Origin of the sequence: Vibrio sp. ArtGut-C1, assembly GCF_002105475.1 — a bacterium.
Taxonomy (GTDB): Bacteria; Pseudomonadota; Gammaproteobacteria; order Enterobacterales; family Vibrionaceae; genus Vibrio; species Vibrio diabolicus.
On sequence record NZ_NCTH01000013.1, the window covers coordinates 1 to 20,552 of the forward strand.

The window sequence follows — 20,552 nt, forward strand, 5'->3', positions numbered from 1 at the left end:
TGTGACTCTTCCAGAGATCGCAGGCTCTTTGGCATCTCGAATTAATGATAATTTTCAGGTTCTCAAGCCTGCATCTTCAAGTTGATTCGGTATATCTTATTGTGGTTTACCGTTATTCTGGCCAAACGGAGAGACGTTTGGAACCATCTGCATGCTTGATTCCAAGAAGAATGAATACAGCGACACTTACCGCCAATTGCTCGGAACTTTCAAAGACTCAATCGAAGCGCAGCTCTCCGTCGTGTATCAGCAACACAAACTCCAGCGTCTTAATAATGAACTCAAAAATCGAGTTGAGAACCGTACTACGGATTTAGCGCAGTTGAGTTACTCCCTAACAAAAGAGATTGATCGTCGTAAGGCCGCAGAAAAACTAGTGAGCTACCAAAAAACACACGATCAGGGAACCGGATTCTTAAACCGCGCAGCACTGGAAAGTGTTGTCGGAGAAACGCTCGGAACGTTGGATCATAGCCAGCAATCACTGCTCGTGATAAACATTGGCTTTAGTAATGCTCGCAGTATCCAAACCCGTTATGGCTTTGAGGCCTTTGACGAGATATTAAAGGAATTTCGGTATCGCCTTGGTAAACGAGAATCGAGTTATTTTGTTACCGGGAGGCCGAGCTCGAATGACCTTGTATTACTCATTTGGGGCAACGATATTGATATGAAAATGCGTAAGCTACTGGATGATATCACCAATATTGGCTTGGGAAGCTTTTATATTAAAGACACAGAGGTTCACCTCAACTCTTATATTGGTGTTGTACAAGCCCACCAAACCAGCAATGCCAAACAACTTCTTCAAAATGCATGCTATGCCATGCTGCTGTGTAAAGAGTCTGGCGAAGCGTATAGTTATTTTTGTGAAAGTCATTCGAATGAGCTAAACAACCACAATCAATTGGAAAGCTACTTATTGCAAGCGGTAAGAAATGACGACCTGATGCTGTACTTTCAGCCCAAAGTTCACCCCCATACTCACAAATGGATTGGCGCAGAAGCATTGCTGCGCTGGAGACACCCAATACTGGGCGACGTCTCTAACGAAGCATTAATACATATGGCCGAACAAAACGGACTTATTTTTGAAGTTGGCTCTTTTGTTCTTCGTACCGCGATAGACAAAGCTAAACAGTGGTCGGAGTTAATTGATAATTTCAAAATTGCCGTTAACGTCTCTCCAATTCAATTACAAAACGTGAACTTTGCGGAGCAAGTGCAACACCTACTCGAATCCTTCCATTTACCAGCACATTTTCTTGAACTCGAGGTGACCGAGAGCGCTTTAATTGCCGACGAAATAGTAGCACGCACAACGCTAAACAAATTGCACGAACTAGGTGTGACATTGTCACTTGATGACTTCGGTACAGGGTACGCCTCTTTCAGCTATTTGAAGAAATACCCATTTGATGCCATCAAGATTGATAAGAGCTTTGTCCAGCAAATGGAAAAGTCGGACGATGATCGTGCGATCATTTGCTCTATCATACACATAGCTAAAAAACTGGACCTCCAAGTGGTTATTGAGGGCATTGAATCCCCCCAACAAGAGCAGTTTCTTATTGGTGAGGGTTGTGATATTGGGCAAGGCTTTCTCTATGGTAAACCGATGCCTTGTAATGAATTTGAGCAAAGTTTGTTTAATCAGCGTCTTTCAGGCGGACAATACGCCTACTCTTCCTAAGCATTCTCTTTACTAAGGTGGCGGTGGTTTCTATAATCGCCGCCCGCTTCTATTAAAAGGCCAATATCTTCATGGATCAGTTGACTGCCACGCTTAAGAAAATTGAAAAGCAGAACTACCGCGCTTATCAGCAAATCAAAGGTCAATACGACTTCACTGATTTCACTTTGTTCATCGATCACGTACAAGGAGATCCGTATGCTTCCGCGTCACGTTTTCGTGCAACTCGCGCCTGGTCCTTGACTGGTCTGGAATGGTTAAAAGACGAGTCCCCTGCTTTTCAACGAGCAGCACGTGATTTTATTGCGCGCAGTTTTGAGCAGTTTGCTAAACAAGAAAACTCCGTATCCATTTCATTGAATGGCCAAACTGTGTTGGATAGCACCGCAGTATTGTTTACCGAGGAAGGTATTGAACTGCGTTTTCGAGTTAACTTGCCTGCTGAAGGTCGTTCAGTGTTAGGGAAAAAAGCCAACAACATACTGACTTTCCATTTGCCTAAGTTTATCCGTCGAGCAACCTTAGAGCGTGAACTCGACAAAGCAGCATTGATTGAGCATTGCCAAGTTGTTGAAGACCAAGATGCCCTGCGTGCACAGTTGGAAGCCAATAACCTAGTTGCGTTTGTCGCAAATGGCAGCATTCTCCCTCGAATTGCTGGCAACTGTGATCTCCCAATGAAAGAGGCGGTTGAGTTCAAAGCCCCTGAATCGCTGCAAGTGACTTTACATGCGCCAAACAAAGGCCATGTCACGGGATTAGGGATTCCAAAGGGCATTACGCTAATCGTTGGTGGCGGTTTCCACGGTAAATCTACCTTACTGAATGCGATTGAGCGTTCGATTTACGACCATATTCCAGGAGATGGTCGTGAATACATCGTAGCTGATGACAAGGCAATGAAGATCCGCGCCGAAGATGGTCGATGCGTGCATCATTTGAACCTGTCGAATTACATCAACCATTTGCCAATGGGTAAAGATACTGCGGATTTTTCGACTCAAGATGCATCAGGCTCAACATCACAAGCCGCTTGGCTTCAAGAGTCTATTGAAGCGGGGGCGAGCACGTTATTGATTGATGAAGACACCTCTGCGACGAACTTCATGATTCGAGATGAACGTATGCAGGCATTGGTGGCAAAAGGTGATGAACCAATTACTCCTCTTGTCGATCGCATTGGTCAATTGCGAGATGATCTCGATATCTCTACCATTATCGTTATGGGTGGTTCAGGCGACTACTTAGACGTTGCCGACACAGTCATTCAGATGCACGACTACCAAGCGGTTGATGTGACAGAAAAAGCGAAAGAAGTGATCGCTCAGCACCCTACTCAACGTCATAACGAATCGGAAGAAAGTTTACAAACCTTCCCGCCTCGCGCCCTGAATCGCGTTGCTTTGATGAATATTCTCACTGACGGTAAATTCCGTGTGAATGCGAAAGGCAAAGAGTCACTTCGATTTGGCAAAGAGTTTACTGACCTTAGCGCTTTGGAACAGATTGAGTCCGCTGATGAAGTCAACACGATTGGCTGGTTGTGGTTCCAAATCGCTCAGCTTCCAGGCTGGTGTAATCATCCAGCGAAGGAAATTGAAGAAATGCTGTCTGGTGAGTGGCATGCATCGCTTCCTAAGCAAGGGGACTTAGCCAAACCACGCACACTAGACGTAATGGCTGCGCTTAACCGCATGAGAAAATCTCAGTTTAAGCCATCATGCTAGTTTTGATACGCTGATTTAGATAATCCAATGAAAAAAGGCAGCTAATAGTTAGCTGCCTTCCTTTATCTTTATTCATACCGAATCATTCGTTTCTCAGTACATTCCACGCTTCACAAAGAACTCTAAATCTTTCTGCATCACCATTCTCTCTATCTGGGTGCCAACGAAGCGCGAGTTTTCGCCACTGCTTTCTAATTTCTGCGGGTGTTGCATCAGGGTTAAGCTCAAACAGTGAGAGTGCTTTTGTTTTATCCACACTGACTGTAGACGAACCACCAATGAATTTTTGATAAGTGGTCCAAAATCCATTCAACAATCGACGCACTTCATCTTCGTCCGCTTCGTAGTTGCGCCAATCCAGATAATATTCACGCAAAGGGTCGTTAATATCAACGATATGCCTCGAAGCTTCTAACGAAGACATCAGCTGGATATTCATCGCTTCAACTTGCAGCCAGGCATCTGGGTAAAGTGTTTCTTGCAGTTGGTATAGCGCGTTCATGATTAAGAAATTTCGTTTGAATAAATCCTTATCAGGAGAATCATCCAATTTCGAAATGTAGCCCTGTTCACTCAACTTGCTTGCTAAGGTGTGAACTTTCCAATCGGAAGGCTGCTTTCTAAGAATTTCTAGCATTGGCCAAAGCAACGGGTTTTCTATTGCATGAGTGTCAATACTACTGACCGTGCGTTGTCCTTCCATTCATCCTCTCTGTTTTTAATATTGAAGCATCACACTAATCTCAGAGAAAGCTGCTCATCTGTACTGGTAAAAATGCTTGCTGACGCGTGTTTCAGGCCTAATTTCTGTGGCACCGAATGAAGCGAGGGTATCATTTTGTACCATAAACAACAAAAGGCCGATAGTCATCAACTATCGGCCTTTGTAAGGAGATCACGTAAAGGTTAAATAACCCCTAGTTCACGTAAACGTTCCATAAGGTAGCTATGTGCGGTGTAGCGCTCAGACAAAACTACTTCTGGTTTTGGATGCAAGAACAACGGCAATGAAATACGCGACTTTTCTTGACGGCCACCCGTTGGGTTAATTACCCGGTGAGTCGTTGAAGGAAAGTAACCGCCCGACGCTTCTTGAAGCATATCACCAATGTTGATGATTAAGTTTCCGAAGTCACATGGTACATCTATCCAATCACCTTCTTTGCTCTTTACTTGTAGTCCAGGCTCATTAGCAGCAGGCAAAACCGTTAACAGGTTAATGTCTTCATGCGCAGCAGCACGAATAGCGCCAGGCTCTTCTTCGCCTGTCATCGGTGGGTAGTGAAGAACGCGTAGTAATGTTTTGTCGCTGTTATTGATCATTTCTGACAACGCGATAGAGAACTTCTCTTGAACGTCCTTAGGTGCGCACGCTTCAACCCAGCCTAATAGCTCCTGAGCAAATGCATTCGCACGCTCGTAGTACTCTAAGATTTCAGCTTTAAGTTGCTCTGGGATCTGACCCCAAGGGTAAACATGAAAGTACTCTTTGATGTCTTTCACTTTGTGCCCTTTCGCTACTTCAGACACAGAAGGTGGAAAATAGCCATCTTGGGTGTCTACGTTAAAGTGAAAATCATTCTTTTGATCTGAACAGAAAAACTCATGCCAGTTTTTGTAAATTGACTCTACAAGCTCTTGTGGAATCGGGTGGTTTTTCAACACACCGAACCCTGTTTCGCGCAGAGAGGTAACGAACTGTTGAGCAGCATCGTCAGCAAGATAATCGACAGTTTCCAGTTTCATGGCTTTACTTCTTTTTTATTAGACTGAATCACGGATTCTATGGATGGCCATGTTGTAAATCAAACTTTAATGAAAGGTGCACGCGCAAACGTTTTAATGTTGAGCAGCTTGGCAATAAATCAACATTTTCAGTGATCAAAAACACCATCAAAATAACAATTGCACACCGTTCAATTAAGTGTAATCATTACCCAAGTCTATGGAGTCCCACTGTAAGATAAATTGAAGGATCAAGTAACTCTATGAAAAGCACCTCGACACTCTTAGGATTGACGATTTTTTATGCCATCGTGTTTTTATTTTCTGCGTTAGAACCTAACTCACGTGCCGTTTGGTTTGCAGAGATTATCCCAGCAATTGGTATTCTTGTTGCTATTTGGGTAATCTCGATTCGCTATCAATTCAGTAATACGGCTTACCTTTTAATGTTCATCTGGCTCTGTTTGCACACTATCGGAGCGAAATATACGTTTTCCGAAGTACCATTTGACTGGTTTAACGACATGATTGGTTCAGATAGAAACAACTTTGATCGCGTTGCGCACTTTTCGATTGGCCTTTATGCGTATCCGATAGCTGAATACTTGATACACAAGAACAAGTTCAACAAAACGTTCTCTTGCTGGTTTGCTTTGTTTGCGATCATGTCGCTTGCAGCAGGCTATGAGATTATCGAATGGTGGTATGCAGAATTGGCTGGCGGCGATGAAGGAATCGCCTTTCTGGGCTCGCAAGGTGACATATGGGACGCCCAGAAAGATATGTTGTGCGACACCGTTGGTGCAGCGTTGTCGCTGTTTTTAATGTCGGCTCAGCGTCGATTCTCTCAGCCACTCTAAATAAGGGTTAAACCCATCAACAATTGGAACCTGTACGATCTGTGCTACTTCATATTCGTGCAGGTTTTCTATTTTCTCTTCCACCAATTCATAGAGCTCTCGGCGAGTTTTGATCACCAGCAACCATTCGTTGTCAGTACAAATCTCCCCTTTCCACACATAGTGACTTTCAATAGGCATCGTTTGAATACACGCGGCTAATTGGGCATCTAGCAAACCTTTAATGATCTGATCTCGATTTTTTTCGTTGCTGGTTGTGCTTAACACCATGCAGTAGTCATGTTTTATACTCATTTTCTAGCCCTTCATTATTTCATTGTCACTTTGCCGCCAATCATTTTGTAAGCGGGCGTTCCTCTCACTAGGGTATCTCTTGCAAACTCTTGCCTGCAACTGGGACAGATGCATGGGGTTTGTGTGAAATCGTCAACAATGCGCTCTTTGAAGCACTTGACCAGTGCGCCTTTTCCGCCTTTACGGTACTTGAATAGTTGAGTTTTACACTTTGAGCAATAGATATCGACGGTTTTCGTCGGCTGTTTCTTATTCGGTTTCGCCATGATTATTTTCTATATCAGGTTTTACCCATACGTTATTAAAGTCAAACCAACCTAAGGCATTACACTTTGCATTTTGTAAGGCACCGCTGTGGTCTTTATTGACACCCAACCAGCAGTGAAACATCGGAATCACCTGACAACTTTTTACCAACTGACGTCCTAACTCACGTGCAGGGAAGTCTGGATAAACACCAGCACGCCACTGATCAACGAGCTTAGCCCATTCGCTAAAATCGTAACCAGAGCTGAACTTTTCAATATCACTATAGTCTAGAAGCCACCCTGCCAAAGCATCATTTCGGTTCGTTGCAATGCCCATGGCTTTCACCCAAATATCCACTTCCTCCGGTGCGGGCGGTTGAGAATCATAACGAATAAACTCGACCTCTATACCGTGCGGTTTTAAGAGTGTCTTGATGGCCTTGGCAACTACTGGAAACATCGGATGCTTTTTCTGATACGCTACAGAAATCACCTTATCAGCCTGCGGCACGCTGCCCGCCTCTGCTGGCCTAAGGTCAATCCAACCTGGCTTAAGGCCAAAAGCTTGCAACACTCCCAGTTCCATCACTTTATCTTGAGGAACATGCGCGTAAATCTGGTGACTGTTGAGAGTTTGTGATAGAAATTCTGCCCAGCGTGGGTCTTTTGCAATCCCGGTGTTTTTGTTTAGTAATAGGAATGTACAGCCAGGATCAAGCTCGACCTCATCAGATGAACCTTGTTTATCCATCTTTGGCTTAGACAAGCTTGGATAGACCATTGAAGAGTACGCTTCATCAATTACCCACACCTCAACTTGGTCCAGTAAGGGACGAAAGCCAAAGTAGCCATCAAAAGCAGTCAAAATGAGACGCTTATCATCATTCATTTTAACTTGGAACGGCCCAGTCCCTATTGGTTGTCTATCGAAGTTTTCTGAACGCAAAGCGCTTGGTAGCAAAATTTTTGCTTGCGACTCACTCAGCGCCAAAGGCAGGTAGCGATCAGGACGGACGAGTTCAATATCGACGGTCCATTCCTGTTGTGAAGATACCTTTTTTATATGAGAAAACAGGTTCAGGCTACTTAGTGCAAGCACACTTTCAAGTACACAACTGGTTGATAAGGGTTCACCATTATGAAAACGCACCCCACGACGAAGATAAAAACGCCAGTGCGTATCAGAAATGGCTTCCCATGTGTGGGCTAAATCTGGCTGAAGTTGTTCATTTTCATCAAGGCGAGTTAGCCCGCTAAAAATTTGTCTGGCGATGTGCTGTTCTGAACGCCGCATCGGTTTCTGTGGGTTTAACATCGCCAATGGTCGATAATATGGCAAACGTACCACCTGTTCGCCCTGCCGATGCTGAAGCCCTAAATAACCCTGAATAACCTGCGTTAATCGAGCCGCGTCGTTATCAAGCGCATCTAGAGCCTGGCCAATTTTCCCTTCGTCAAGATAACGTCTGGCGAGGTTTTCACTGACATCGCTACGATTACGTTTGAAAACGAGTTTTGAGAGTTTTCCTCGACCCGCCGCTGGATGCCATTCAATCCAGCCCTCCTCTTCTAATTTATTGAGAACAATACGGGCATTGCGACGTGTACAAAACAGCGCTTCGGTAATGTCTTCTAGCTGAACGTCCGTATCATGACCGGCGAATTTTTCAAACAGTGTTTCGAACTGAACACGTAAACGAGGGCTACTCATAAAGAGGAAATTCTTATCTTATTGTTGATAAGCTAAGTTTCCTCATTTTTATCAAAAAGTGCAAACGTCACGCAGTAAATTATTGAATATCGATGCCAATTTCTCGTGCAAGATCGGCCAGTTGTTCCTCATTATCCAGCTTGATAGACCATTTACACTCTGCACCATGAGATAAAACAACGTTCGCTCCTCTACCCAGTAACTGGATAGAATCGGTTTGCGCTTGTAAGGTTACCATTGCACTGCCGGAGAGCTTAATCACGATTTCACGCTGGGTAGCAATGATTTTTCCTAATGAAAACTCAATCACCATCTTGCTTTATACCGACTTCGTTTTATGTTGCTTCACTGCGATAGTTAAGCGACTGGTACACACTAATCGGCCTCGTTCATCAGTTATGTCGATTTGCCACACTTGTGTTGAAACGCCAAGGTGTACGGGTTTTGCCGTACCAATCACATGACCACTTCGCATTGCACGTACATGGTTCGCGTTGATATCCAAACCGACACAGTAACTCCCCTCATTGACAGAGAAATTTGCAGCTAAAGAGCCTAATGTTTCTGCGAGCACAACAGAAGCGCCACCATGAAGCATTCCTAAAGGTTGATGAGTAAAACTACATACAGGCATGGTTGCTGTAAGGGAGTCATCCGTGAAATCTGTGTATTCAATTTGTAGGTGCTCGATCAGGGTATTTTTTGACGTAGCATTCAGAATCTCTATGCTAACGGGCTTTTTCCATATACTCATTGTTTTACTCTTAATTTCACAAACTGGTTTGTCGGATTGTAACGATTTATTAGAGAGCTAGCATAGACTTTACTTAGGTCTAACTTCAAGGTGTAACATCTTGGCCTCCTTGCCAGTTGATGAATAATTTGATCTATGCATCGTGTTACTATTTGGGTATATACTATTGCTTCAAAACAAAAATAATTTAGATGGAGCCTATTATGAAGGTATGGATGAAAGCCTCTGCTCTTTTAACTATCGCGGGCTTAACGGCATGTAGCGCATCACCGACTGGCCGTAACCAGATCCTGATGTTTTCAGATCAAGAAATGTCATCGCTTGGCGCCAAATCTTTCGAACAAATGAAGAAAGATATCCCAATCAGCAAAGATCGCAAAACGAATGCCTACGTACAATGCGTTGCCAAACACATCACTGACACCATCCCTGCGCAAGCTGGGTTTAAAGATTGGGAGGTGGTTGTTTTTGATAGTGAACAAGTCAATGCGTTTGCTCTACCTGGTGGGAAGATCGGCGTGTATACCGGGCTTTTAGATGTCGCGAAAAACCAAGATCAGTTGGCAACAGTCATTGGTCACGAAGTGGCTCACGTCCTTGCTGACCACAGTAATGAACGCCTTTCACAAAGCCAGTTAGCAAATGCGGGATTGTCTCTGGCAAACGTTGCTATAGGAGCTTCCGAGTACAAACAGTATCAGCAAATGACGATGGCGGCACTTGGTGTCGGTGTCCAATACGGTGTTATTTTACCATACGGTCGTACACAGGAATCCGAGGCTGATATTGTCGGGCTTGAGTTTATGGCAAAAGCAGGCTTCGACCCACGTCAAAGTGTCGATTTATGGAAAAATATGAGTGCTGCATCCGGTGGTTCTCAACCGCCTGAATTCTTCTCAACTCACCCATCGCACAGTACGCGTATTAAAGATTTACAAGCAACCATAAATAAGTTGCCTGCGTATAACGCGAAAGCGCCAAAATGTGGCTAAACTTCTGCTACCAGTCTCTATTTTTCGCAAAAAAGCTCCCTAGGGAGCTTTTTTTAATGGGTATAAGGAATAGTTTAAGTGCCCAGTATCTGTAGTGGCAAGCTCAACAGGCTATCTCCAAGGGTAGCAAAATACCAAATGATAGCGACAAAACCACCGACAGAAACCAAGTACCAAGCAAGTGAGAAGAGTTGTCCGTAACGGGTTAACGGCAATAAATGACTATGATGTCGACCTCTCCATTCCATGACCACTTCTAGCATCCCCATTAACAATAAAAAACCTAGCAACGTCAGCCCGAAAGAATAGCTGATAAAAATACCCAACAAGGCAGCTGCTATACTGCCGACTAATCCAACCCAAGTGTTCATCGAGAAGGTAATGCTTTTGAGTACATGACCACCATCTAGTGGCAGAATAGGCAACAGATTAAACAGGTTTAGTAACGCGTTAAACACTGCTAGGCCAGCGAAGAGCACCTCTCCAGTCATCCAATAAAGCAAAGTAAACGCGATGCTAAGAACTAAACCAAAAAATGGTCCCATAATCGAGATAACCACATCTTGCCAGCGTGTGTTGATCTTTTCATCACTCAGCGCTAAACCGCCAAGAAATGGAATCAAATAGATGCCCCTGGTCTTCATTCCAAAGTACTTCATCGCTCTAATATGGCCATACTCATGGAAAACTAAACAAGCGATCAAAGCTAACGCGAACTCGATAGAAAATAGCCAAGAATATGCAGCAAGACTTGCAGATGCTAGCGCCACTTTGATGACTTTCGCACTCTTGAGTGCTTTCATTCCAAGCGATACTAGCCCTATCACACTTAAACGCTTTTCCGTTGGCGGCTCAACTTCTGGTACTTGGCGTTCGATGTCTTTTTCATTTCGGCAACCTTCGCTAATAAGCTCATCGTTAATTGTGACCTTGTAACTCAATTCAAACGGTTGCCATGTTAATGAACACTCCAAATGGCATACCAGGACTTCCTCCCCTGCAGAGAGTCTAAACTGGTGAAGACAAGTGTCTGCAACATTATCACTGGCATCTATTTGGGACACCAAGGTGTTATCCCAATATAACTGCTGCCAACCAGCCATCGATCCTTCGAGCCTTAACGAACGACCTAAAAATTCAACATTCAGTAATTCCAACACGATTCCTATTGCGTCTATTGAATAACAACAAAGCGAGGCGCGAATTATGCCTGCTAAGTACAGAAACGGCAAAGCCCGCTATCTCTTGGTTTGAATGCCATTTAACCATAAAGCCCGTAAAACAATTCTGGTCGTACCATTCTCTTAAAAAATATAACGATAATACATGCCCTTACGAATCACCGTTTGACCTATGCATCATATTTAAAACGCAAAATACGCTCAAACTTTGACAAGTTATTAAACATACAATTAACATTACATTTACATCACAGTTGTATTTCACGTATTAACAACTGGTGTAAGTATCACACAACAATTACAAGGACTTCGGTCCAACACTATGACACCCTAGGAGGGTCAAGGATGAACAAGAAGCACTGCTCTCTGCTTACAATTTCGATATTGTTTGCGTGTAATGCCCATTCAGCGGGCTTCCAGGTAGCTGAGCATTCAGCATCTGGTCTTGGTCGAGCATTTTCAGGTGAAGGAGCGGTCGCAGACAATGCCAGCGTTCTTGCACGAAACCCAGCAGCGATGACGCTTTTCAAAGAAGCTCAATTCTCGGGCGCGTTATCTATCATCGATCCTGAAGTCGATGTGTATGACACGGTTAACAAAGAACATGCGAAAGATGTTGCCCCTTTACAAGTCGTGCCAGCGGGTTATTACATCAGCCCTATCAACGATAACTGGGCTTGGGGTATCGGTATGTTCACAACATACGGTGTTGCTACTGATTATCCAGATGATATTTCTGCGGGTGACATGGCGGGTGACACTTCCCTACTTTCAGTAAACATTAATCCTAATGTCGCTTACCGTATTAACGAGTCTTTCAGTGTCGGTGGCGGTATCAACCTAGTGTACGCGGAAGCGGAGCTGACTCGTCACAAAGGCGCACTCGCCCGTATTTTAGGTGGTAATAAGTCCGATAACCTTGTCGGCATGGAAGGCGAAACTTTTGCTTGGGGTTGGAATATTGGCGCTTTGTACGAGCTAAATGAAAACAACCGTTTTGGCTTTGGTTACCGTTCTAAAGTTGATCTAGATTTTGACGACGGTGAGTTTAGTAGTTACGACTCAGGCCGAGCTCCATCACCAAAAGTGGATGGCCGTTTAAAAATCTCTCTCCCTTCAATTATCGAATTATCGGCTTTCCATCAACTGAATGAACAATGGGCAGTACATTACGGCTGGCAACAGACCGATTGGAGCACATTTAAAGAACTGAAAGCGACGAGTCCTCAATGTAATGATGGAACTGCTGGTCAATGTTTCTACAAACCAGAGAAATACGAAGACAACAATCGTTATTCTATTGGTGCCACTTACACCCTCAATGCGGATTGGACATTCCGTGCGGGCTTTGCATACGACGAACAAGCAGGTGAAGCCACATTGAGCATCCCTGACAGTGACCGTTTTTGGTACAGCGCGGGCCTAACTTACGCAATGAATGAGAATTTAACTTTCGATGCAGGCTTTGCACTTGTTAAGAGTAAATCAGGCTCTTTCACCGAGACAAATGCTCAGGATGAAGAGATCAAGTTCGACTCTGAAGGTACTGCTTACATCAGCGCGGTACAGATGAACTACACCTTCAAATAATGGGATTACGGAGTAAACCAATGAAACACACGTTTAAATTATCAATGCTTTGTTCTGCAATCCTTCTTGCTGGTTGTGGTGATAATACATCAAGCTCTGGTACTTCCGACAAAGTTCAATTTGAAGATGAAGTCCAAGCACTGCTCGACCGTGGAACATCTATCAGCTTTACGCTTCAAGGGGCGAATGCGGATGTACCTGCGCCCTCTTACTTATTAATGGACACAACAGATGGCACGCTTGGTCTGCCAACTGACGGTGATGATGCCTTAACCAACCCTAGAGCCTCGATGAATACGATGGATGGATGGTCAACGTCTATGCCAATCGTTCTGAACTTTAAAGGCGATGGTTTTGCAACGGGTATGCTGCCGTCTGGTATTAAAGTCATCAAGATTAATCAACGTTTGACCGAGTGGGATGGTAAGTCTAACCCAATCGAAGACGTTCTCGTTCAGAACCAAGACTACGTAGTTCAAGCAAAAGGCAACTCTCTATATATCCAGTTCATGGATGCACTTGATGAGTCAAGCGAGTACATTTTTGCAGTAACACAAGATGTTACTGACGTGAATGGTGAGCCAATCGGTACATCAGCCAGTTACGCGACAGGTAAATCGAAAGAAATCGTTTATGAAACTGGTGCTCTTGCTTCTATTCAAGCGGTGACACAAGCGGTGGAAGGCATTTTTGGTCTAGCTCAAGTTAACCCTGACGACATCGTTTACTCCTCATGGTTCAGCACTCAGTCTGTAGGTGATACTTTGGCGGCGGTTAAAGGTGTAACCGCAACCGGTTTCTCAACGGGTGCAAATACACTAAACGCCGTTTACAAAAACGATGCGAACGAAGGTTCAGTAGATTTATCAACAGCCTACACAATGACACTTGGTGCAACCCAAGACTTTAGCACTGCGCTAGACTCTGACGATGACTTTAGTAAGTACGTTAGTGACCTAGACGCGGCAAAAACGGCAATTAAAGGCCTTTATGCGAAGTCAGGTGCCGATGTAAATGTGACTCAAGGTGTGGTCAGACTGCCTCATTATCTAGAAAAAGGGGCAAACTGGAACATGCAGCCAATGGTATCTGCGATGCCAAGCCTAGCGAAGCTAAGTGCAGCACTGGCGGATCCGAACGAGCAAGCGAACATGGTCCAGCAGCTATCAACTGGCGTTTTCGCAAATAACCCTGTTGACGTGACAAAGCTTGCAACCGATCCTACAGAGCAGCTAAAACTGGTGGGTGCTAAACTCACATTAAGCGATGGTACCCAACTCGACAGCGAACGTATTGTGACTCGCTACTCCCCAGTTCCAGTCGTTAAATCGGTAGAAGATGTCGAAGTACTTGTCTTCACACCTAAATCTGGTGTCGCGACCGACGTTGTGATTTATCAACACGGCATCACTTCTGCAAAAGAGGATTCATATGCCTTCGCGTTTAATATGGTGAAAGCAGGTGTGGCTGTTATTGCTATCGACTTACCTATTCACGGCACACGTAGCTTAGATGAGCAACGTTCAGCTAATTCTAATATCTTGGCGTATCTAAATCTTTCTAACTTGGCAATCGCTCGTGATAACCTACGCCAAAGTGTACTGGATGTATTGGGTTTACGCGCGAGCTTAGTGGTATCGGCGCAAGGTGGTCTGTTGGCAGAAGGGCCTCTGCAAGGCTTTAACCCAATGACGGGTTCTAAAGTCAAAATGTTAGGTCATTCACTTGGCGGTATTGTGGCTACATCTGCCGTGGCAGCAGCAAATAACACGCTAGGTAGCCCCAACGCAGATGCACTTTACACATTTAGCTCTGCTTCTGTACAGAACTCTGGTGGCCAAATCGGCAATTTGTTACTAGGTTCAGAAGCCTATGGCGCTCAGATCAGGCATAACTTAGCATATGCTGCGTCTGCAGACTACGCGAGTTATGCAGATGCGTCATGTACACAATTGGAAGATAAAACGTGTTACGAAGCTTTTGAGGCCGCAGCAACAGAAACTCAGTTAGCAACACTAGAAGCTGGCTTCTCCCAGTTTATCTACGCGGCACAAACCACGCTAGATACCGTAGACCCGTTCACAAACGCGTCAGATTTAGTTGCTTCTGGTTCACTAACAACACCATTCCTGATGACCGAGGTTGATGGCGATGGCAATGTACCAAACAGCGTTCCAAATGCACCGTTTGCCGGGACTGAGCCTCTAGCAGCTAAACTAGGTTTAACGACCGTAAACAGTGCTAATACAGCCGTGTCTCCAATGGCAAGCTTTGTGCAATATAACGCTACTGCATCGCACATTACGTTTGTTTCTCCAAATGGCACACTTTCTGATATTGACCATCACGTTGAGATGCAAATGGAAAACACAGACTTCTTAATGGATGACACTTTAACGGGTGTGACTAATACTTCGGTTCTGAAGTAATCGTATCACCTCTCTTACCAAAGCCCAGTTTCGACTGGGCTTTTTCGTTCTCTATCATAAAAAAACGTCCCGTATATCCTTTGCTATAGTTAAATCGGTGCCGTACCTAACTTACTTGTTTGAAAGGAAAACTCTATGCGCATATTCACTATAATGGCCACTGCTTTACTTCTTGCTGCATGCGGAAGTAGCCAATATCTTATGTCGACAAATGAAGGGAAAATTATTACTTCTTACGGAAAACCAGACCTTAACGAAGAAACGGGTATGTACGAGTATGAAGACATGGATGGGAAAGAAATGAGCATTTCAAAAGATCAAATTGTGCAGATTATAGAACGCTAGCAATATGCCCTCTATATTTTTAGAGGGCTTTACCCACACTTCTGAGCGCAGTCAATACTCCCAACGAACCTCTAACTTCCTCAAGAAATGAAGCAACCAATTCATCACCCAAAGCAATCAATGCATTTTCTTATATACAGGTATTATTTGTTTAGCGAATATTTTACATCTTCACCCTAATCAGGTTGGAATATTGTAAAATCTCGGCTTTAATTCGCTAACACCCTTTTATTTCTCAGGATAAAGTGGATAATACCGCCACAAAATAACATTACTAAGGTGAGTCCTTATGTCTATTGAAGCTACTCTGCTTGCGCGCTGCGAGTCAAAATGTGAACTGTGTTCTTCTGAATCTCAACTAACAGCATACGCTGTCCCACCTCACGGTAACGTGACCGTTGATACTGCTATCATGGTTTGTGATAAGTGTCTGGGTGAGATCGATGAGCCAAAAGACATTAACCACTGGCGTTGTCTAAACGAAAGCATGTGGAGCCAGGTTCCTGCAGTACAAGTGACAGCATGGCGCCAACTCACTCGCCTAAACTCTGAAAGCTGGGCTCAAGATGCTCTTGACATGATGTACATGGAAGAAGAGCAAATGAACTGGGCGATGAAGGGTATGTCTGATGATGACAAAACGTTAGATTGCAACGGCACTGAACTTAAGAAAGGTGACGATGTAACGGTAATCAAAGACCTACCAGTTAAAGGCACTAACCAAGTAATCAAACAAGGCACAGTGATCCGTGGTATCAGCCTTGGTGATGATCCGAAACTAGTTTCGGGCAAGGCAAATGGCGGTCAGTCAATGTACGTGATCGCAGAATACTGCCGTAAGAAGTAATATCGTATTACTCTACAAGTCAAAACGGGGCACTATTAGTGCCCCGTTTTCATTTCTAATGAACACCAATTTGGAATAAGCTCCTCTACTCCGGTATTGACTCTGTATAGAGTTCTAGCTCCGTTATTCACGTTTGAGCAGCTAAAAAAATACCGGCTTATAGGCCGGTATTTTCATTCATTATTTCAAGATTAACGGTACATACCGATATCTTTTTGAATGTGAGCTGACAAATCTTCCGCATAGTAACTGCGTGGTGCAGTATTATCTACGAATAGAATGTCTAGTAAGTGAGCAATCAGTCCTTTGAAGTTAACCGCGTAGGTTTTCTTATCCATAGAGGTTGGTAAAGCTACATTTGTCATTTGCATTGCTTGTGCCATGATTGCCTCTCTTTAAAGCAGTAGTCTGTTTTGTTGGTTGTATATTAGTCAGTTTCTTATTGTTTAAGAAATGACAAATTTTACCCATTCGAATTAGATTATCTAATAAAACAATCCCATTACAAACATCAAAAATACAAATGAATAATAACAGCATAAATAGTCAGAAACTATTTAATTATGTTGAATAACTTAACGTTACCTGCATAAATTCATCTCGAATAACAACATAATTTTAACATTAAGTTTCGTTATTTATTTTATTTTTAGCGCTTTACTTATATTTTTTGATTAGTAATTTTAACGCTAGAGCGACTGTTCGACTTATTTTTGAGGAGCGATGCAACAACCGCTGATGTCATCACAACGATTAAGAATGTGAGTGACCACGTTGTCGGTATCTCATACTCTGTTCCCACCAATAACATCTTTACACCGATAAACATCATGATCACCGATAATGCTGGTTTTAAGTACACAAACTTGTCTAACATCGCTTGCAGAACAAAGTACAAAGATCGCAAACCCAACAGTGCAAACACGTTCGCGGCTAAGACTAAAAATGGCTCTCGTGTTACCGCGAATATGGCAGGTATAGAATCCAGTGCAAACATTACATCCATCACTGCAATTACACCGACTACGATCAGCATTGGTGTTGCCACCCACTTACCAGCTTGCTTTAAGATTAAGTGATTTCCTTGGTAATCATTCGTAACTGGCAATATTTTGCGAATAAACTGCTCAGGATATGGGTTAACCTCTTCTGCTTCACCTTTGTCGCGAGCAAGCTTAATACCTGTCCAAATAAGGAATGCGGCAAAGAGGTACAACACCCAGTGGTACTGCGCAAGTAACTGAGCACCAACCGCAATCATGATAGCCCGTAGAACTAACGCACCAATCACGCCCCAAAGCAGCGCTCGCGGACGCAAATGCTCCGGCACACTGTATTGTGCAAAGATGATGGCAAACACAAACAAGTTATCCACGCTTAGCGACTTCTCTAGTAAGTAGCCTGTTAAGAATGAAACCGTTGCTTTATCGTTTGTATAAGTGCTGTGCGGTGCGTAAAAGTCCCAGAATAAATAGATAGAACCTGCAAAAACAAAGGCAAGTAAGAACCAAAAAACACTCCAGAGGATGGCTTTTTTCATCGTTATAACGCCACCACGCGTTTGATAGATATCAAGCGCAACAAGAACAAGCGTAAAAAGACCAAAAGCGCCATACATCGCTAATGACTCTTGAAGTGGTGCCGATTGGCTCAATTGGGTGGTACTTTCGATAAGAGACATGCTTCCTCCCATGGCGGAAGGACATGAGTTTGGTGACCTTCCGCAGACAATAACAACAAGCAGTCACATAATAATCATGTGCTGCCAGTCAATGAATGCGTTGGTCTCGTTGAAGTGTCGGCGTGGATGAATCACGCAACACCTTTACTTACCGGATAAGCTGATGCTTAACGAGATGACGATAAGTAAACTTGCGCTAACTACTCCCCAAACGCCGCAATGATAACGCCGAATGTCACGCTTTCCAACAAAAAAACTTTGTCCAATCGAAATAAAATTCTTATTAAAAATCAGAAAGAAATATAAAAAGAAAGGAATTGATTCAACCACGTGAACTTTTGTTATTAGGTGTAAAGAGCAGCAAGTGACTCAAGATGATACATTTAGGAGTCAGAGCGTTGTCTTTGAGAACATAGACACAAAAAAGGAGCATAACTGCTCCTTTTCTAACTTCCGTGTTATTAGCAATTCAAAAGCCGCTCAAAGGTACAAAGTAAACTAACGTTGACCAAATTGCGACCCAAGCAACCACCACTGCCGTATCTGTCCAATCTTTATTCCACATACTGCCACCCTCATCATCGCATGTAGCAATTGAAGGACAGCAAAATCGATACCAATATCTACTATCTGTGTTGCTGTGTATAAAGTTTGTGACTTTGATTCAAGCAGTTTGGCTCATCGGTCAGAAGTTCAATAAAACAGTCTGCCATGGATAAGTTGGTTACACTCCCCTCGCCTTTCATCTCCAGTAGCGCATCGTAACCTTCTTTCCCTTTCATGGTATAAGCGGAGGAAGTGCCTCGATACCAGGTGTCGTCTTGAACGTCGACCCATTGTTGACCATCAAAAATTGCTAATGACTGAATTCTTTCACCTTTAGGGGCATAAGCTCGGTACTCAAAGTTTAAATTGTAAGTGTATGGATAACTGCCAGAGCCAGTACCTTCCACATCATTGTTGAGTGCATTGTTTATGGCGCCTTCAAGTGCTCGGCGAATAGCACTGCCTTTTACGTCGTAAAAGCCGATCGGAACGGCAAAAGGCAACAACCGTCCGGCAATATCTGCCACTGTGATATTGCCAGGATTCAATGATGTTCGCACGCCACCCGCATTATGAATCGCAAATTGAACCTCATGCCCGCGTTTATTTAGGCTGTACAAAAATGAACGAGCAACAGAAGAAGCCAGCTCGCTCTCACCAAACTCATCTGGGATTCGTACATGACGCTTTTTGGTGTCAATACTAGCAATGACTTGTGACTGTAACTGTCTTACCCGAGGGATGTATTTATCACTTAGGATCGCTTGAGTCTCTGGGTGTTTCTTACAGACCACCACATTTGGTTGACCATGGATAAAGTCACACGCGGTTTCGAATACGCCTTGGTCAAGCTGTTGATTTAGTGTCGAGTCCCAAAAAATACGTCGGCCAAGTAACAGTTCATTTTGACCACTCAGCATGGTTGCTTTGCCGTTTTCATCAAATTCAATGACGCAGTGCCCCATAGTCAAAGCATGAAAGCCCGCTTGCACAACGTAGGTATCTTTTACTTTGACACCATAAGGGTCATCTTGCCCTAAACCTATTGATGAGAAATCGCCTTGCAGTCGGTGGCTATGTCCACCAACAATAATACCAATCCCCTCAACTTGTTCAGCCAACTCTAAATCGCCTTCATAACCTAAGTGGCTCAGAAGAATGATATTTTTAATACCAGAGTAGTGAATTTGTTTTACGGTCGCCTTAGCGGTTTCAATTGCAGACTTAAATGGCGTATCTGCATCTGGGTTCGCGATATCGCTCATTTTATCAATGGATAATCCGAAAATCGCAACCTGCTCACCATGAAACTCTTTGACGATGTATTGTGCGCTTTGTGTCTCCGTTTGATAGCTATACACATTGTTGCTATCGCTGACTCGGTGAGGCTTTTGAAGCGATTCATTTGATAGATCCCAGTTACCAGCAAGCAATGGAAACTGAGTGCGTTGACAGAATAAGGCAACAGGTTCATTACCCATATCCAATTCATGGTTGCCTAACGCCATCGCATCAATCTTTAACGCATTCAACAAATCGGCGTTGGCTTTACCTTTAAATAATGAGAAATAAAGTGTGCCTTGGAAACAGTCTCCAGCATGGAGAAATAACATCCCATGCCCTTGACGCTGAGCGTCGTCTCGTAGCTGCTCTACTCGGGTTGCGATGCGAGAAAACCCGCCAGCACTCACGTATGGCTCTAGCGTGAGTTCATTGTTGATCTTAAGCTTTAACTGTAATGACGTTGGCTCAAAGTAGGAATGTGTGTCATTGATGTGTGCCAGTTTGATTCTCACTGGCTTATGATTGTTATTCATCTTCATCTTCTCTCTTTTCATTCCTTATAATAATAAGAAGTGAATCATGACAGAATCATGAATTTTATGAAACTGTGATTTTTTGATTTCATGTTTAAGTGATCACGATGCT

18 protein-coding genes and 1 pseudogene are annotated in these 20,552 nt (G+C 43.6%); 8 read left to right on the top strand and 11 right to left on the bottom strand.

Annotated elements, in window-relative coordinates:
* Positions 1-91: 91 nt before the first annotated feature.
* Together B7360_RS12890 and B7360_RS12895 are read left to right on the top strand one after the other, a co-directional pair.
* A pseudogene (locus B7360_RS12890) lies at positions 92-1,693 on the top strand (putative bifunctional diguanylate cyclase/phosphodiesterase); the annotation flags it as partial.
* Positions 1,694-1,764: 71 nt separating this feature from the next.
* Positions 1,765-3,420: an ABC-ATPase domain-containing protein gene (locus tag B7360_RS12895; RefSeq protein WP_085343677.1), complete on the top strand. Its 1,656-nt coding sequence runs from the start codon at positions 1,765-1,767 to the stop codon at positions 3,418-3,420.
* Between the two features lie 82 nt (positions 3,421-3,502).
* Here the strand turns inward: B7360_RS12895 and B7360_RS12900 are convergent, their stop codons facing one another.
* Complete coding sequence (locus tag B7360_RS12900; protein WP_085343678.1) at positions 3,503-4,123, bottom strand: DNA-J related domain-containing protein; 621 nt, start codon at positions 4,121-4,123, stop codon at positions 3,503-3,505.
* Positions 4,124-4,326: 203 nt separating this feature from the next.
* A complete protein-coding gene (locus B7360_RS12905) occupies positions 4,327-5,166 on the bottom strand; it encodes an isopenicillin N synthase family oxygenase (protein WP_085343679.1) in 840 nt (279 codons plus the stop codon).
* Between the two features lie 242 nt (positions 5,167-5,408).
* On the opposite strand from B7360_RS12905, the gene B7360_RS12910 reads away from it, so the two are divergent.
* Positions 5,409-6,005: a DUF2238 domain-containing protein gene (locus B7360_RS12910; RefSeq protein ID WP_074190660.1), complete on the top strand. Its 597-nt coding sequence runs from the start codon at positions 5,409-5,411 to the stop codon at positions 6,003-6,005.
* Here the strand turns inward: B7360_RS12910 and cutA are convergent.
* The 5 genes from cutA to B7360_RS12935 all read right to left on the bottom strand — a co-directional run bounded on the left by cutA (position 5,967) and on the right by B7360_RS12935 (position 9,012).
* Complete coding sequence (gene cutA, locus B7360_RS12915) at positions 5,967-6,299, bottom strand: divalent-cation tolerance protein CutA (protein ID WP_031780471.1); 333 nt, start codon at positions 6,297-6,299, stop codon at positions 5,967-5,969. The genes B7360_RS12910 and cutA overlap by 39 nt on opposite strands.
* 14 nt (positions 6,300-6,313) lie before the next feature.
* A complete protein-coding gene (locus B7360_RS12920) occupies positions 6,314-6,565 on the bottom strand; it encodes a hypothetical protein (protein ID WP_085343680.1) in 252 nt (83 codons plus the stop codon).
* Positions 6,549-8,258: an SgrR family transcriptional regulator gene (locus tag B7360_RS12925; protein ID WP_085343681.1), complete on the bottom strand. Its 1,710-nt coding sequence runs from the start codon at positions 8,256-8,258 to the stop codon at positions 6,549-6,551. Before B7360_RS12925 ends, B7360_RS12920 begins: the two co-directional genes overlap by 17 nt.
* A gap of 79 nt (positions 8,259-8,337) precedes the next feature.
* Complete coding sequence (locus tag B7360_RS12930; RefSeq protein WP_005395503.1) at positions 8,338-8,571, bottom strand: DUF3389 domain-containing protein; 234 nt, start codon at positions 8,569-8,571, stop codon at positions 8,338-8,340.
* A gap of 6 nt (positions 8,572-8,577) precedes the next feature.
* Positions 8,578-9,012 (bottom strand): hotdog fold thioesterase, encoded by a 435-nt coding sequence (locus tag B7360_RS12935; protein WP_048625031.1) that lies wholly within the window; start codon positions 9,010-9,012, stop codon positions 8,578-8,580.
* Between the two features lie 203 nt (positions 9,013-9,215).
* Between B7360_RS12935 and B7360_RS12940 the strand changes: the two genes are divergently transcribed.
* Positions 9,216-10,004, top strand: coding sequence for a M48 family metallopeptidase (locus B7360_RS12940; protein WP_101911874.1), 789 nt, complete (start codon positions 9,216-9,218; stop codon positions 10,002-10,004).
* Positions 10,005-10,078: 74 nt separating this feature from the next.
* Here the strand turns inward: B7360_RS12940 and B7360_RS12945 are convergent, their stop codons facing one another.
* Positions 10,079-11,107, bottom strand: a complete 1,029-nt coding sequence (locus tag B7360_RS12945) for a site-2 protease family protein (RefSeq protein ID WP_048625030.1) — start codon at positions 11,105-11,107, stop codon at positions 10,079-10,081.
* A 423-nt stretch (positions 11,108-11,530) separates the two neighbouring features.
* Between B7360_RS12945 and B7360_RS12950 the strand changes: the two genes are divergently transcribed.
* The 4 genes from B7360_RS12950 to B7360_RS12965 all read left to right on the top strand — a co-directional run bounded on the left by B7360_RS12950 (position 11,531) and on the right by B7360_RS12965 (position 16,396).
* Positions 11,531-12,775: an outer membrane protein transport protein gene (locus B7360_RS12950; RefSeq protein WP_012842310.1), complete on the top strand. Its 1,245-nt coding sequence runs from the start codon at positions 11,531-11,533 to the stop codon at positions 12,773-12,775.
* 20 nt (positions 12,776-12,795) lie between these two features.
* On the top strand, positions 12,796-15,204 hold the full coding sequence (locus B7360_RS12955; protein ID WP_085343682.1) for a VolA/Pla-1 family phospholipase: 2,409 nt from the start codon (positions 12,796-12,798) through the stop codon (positions 15,202-15,204).
* 135 nt (positions 15,205-15,339) lie between these two features.
* Positions 15,340-15,549 (top strand): YgdI/YgdR family lipoprotein, encoded by a 210-nt coding sequence (locus B7360_RS12960; protein WP_041853072.1) that lies wholly within the window; start codon positions 15,340-15,342, stop codon positions 15,547-15,549.
* 289 nt (positions 15,550-15,838) lie between these two features.
* Entirely contained in the window at positions 15,839-16,396 is a 558-nt protein-coding gene (locus B7360_RS12965) for a PhnA domain-containing protein (protein ID WP_005395511.1), read from the top strand.
* A gap of 191 nt (positions 16,397-16,587) precedes the next feature.
* Here the strand turns inward: B7360_RS12965 and B7360_RS12970 are convergent, their stop codons facing one another.
* The 3 genes from B7360_RS12970 to B7360_RS12980 form a co-directional block, all read right to left on the bottom strand.
* Positions 16,588-16,779 carry a hypothetical protein gene (locus B7360_RS12970; protein WP_005376351.1) on the bottom strand — a complete coding sequence of 64 codons (192 nt, stop codon included), beginning with the start codon at positions 16,777-16,779 and terminating at the stop codon, positions 16,588-16,590.
* A gap of 278 nt (positions 16,780-17,057) precedes the next feature.
* Positions 17,058-18,077, bottom strand: coding sequence for a TerC/Alx family metal homeostasis membrane protein (locus B7360_RS12975; RefSeq protein ID WP_085343683.1), 1,020 nt, complete (start codon positions 18,075-18,077; stop codon positions 17,058-17,060).
* 626 nt (positions 18,078-18,703) lie between these two features.
* Positions 18,704-20,446, bottom strand: a complete 1,743-nt coding sequence (locus B7360_RS12980; protein ID WP_085343684.1) for a bifunctional UDP-sugar hydrolase/5'-nucleotidase — start codon at positions 20,444-20,446, stop codon at positions 18,704-18,706.
* Positions 20,447-20,552: the final 106 nt, after the last annotated feature.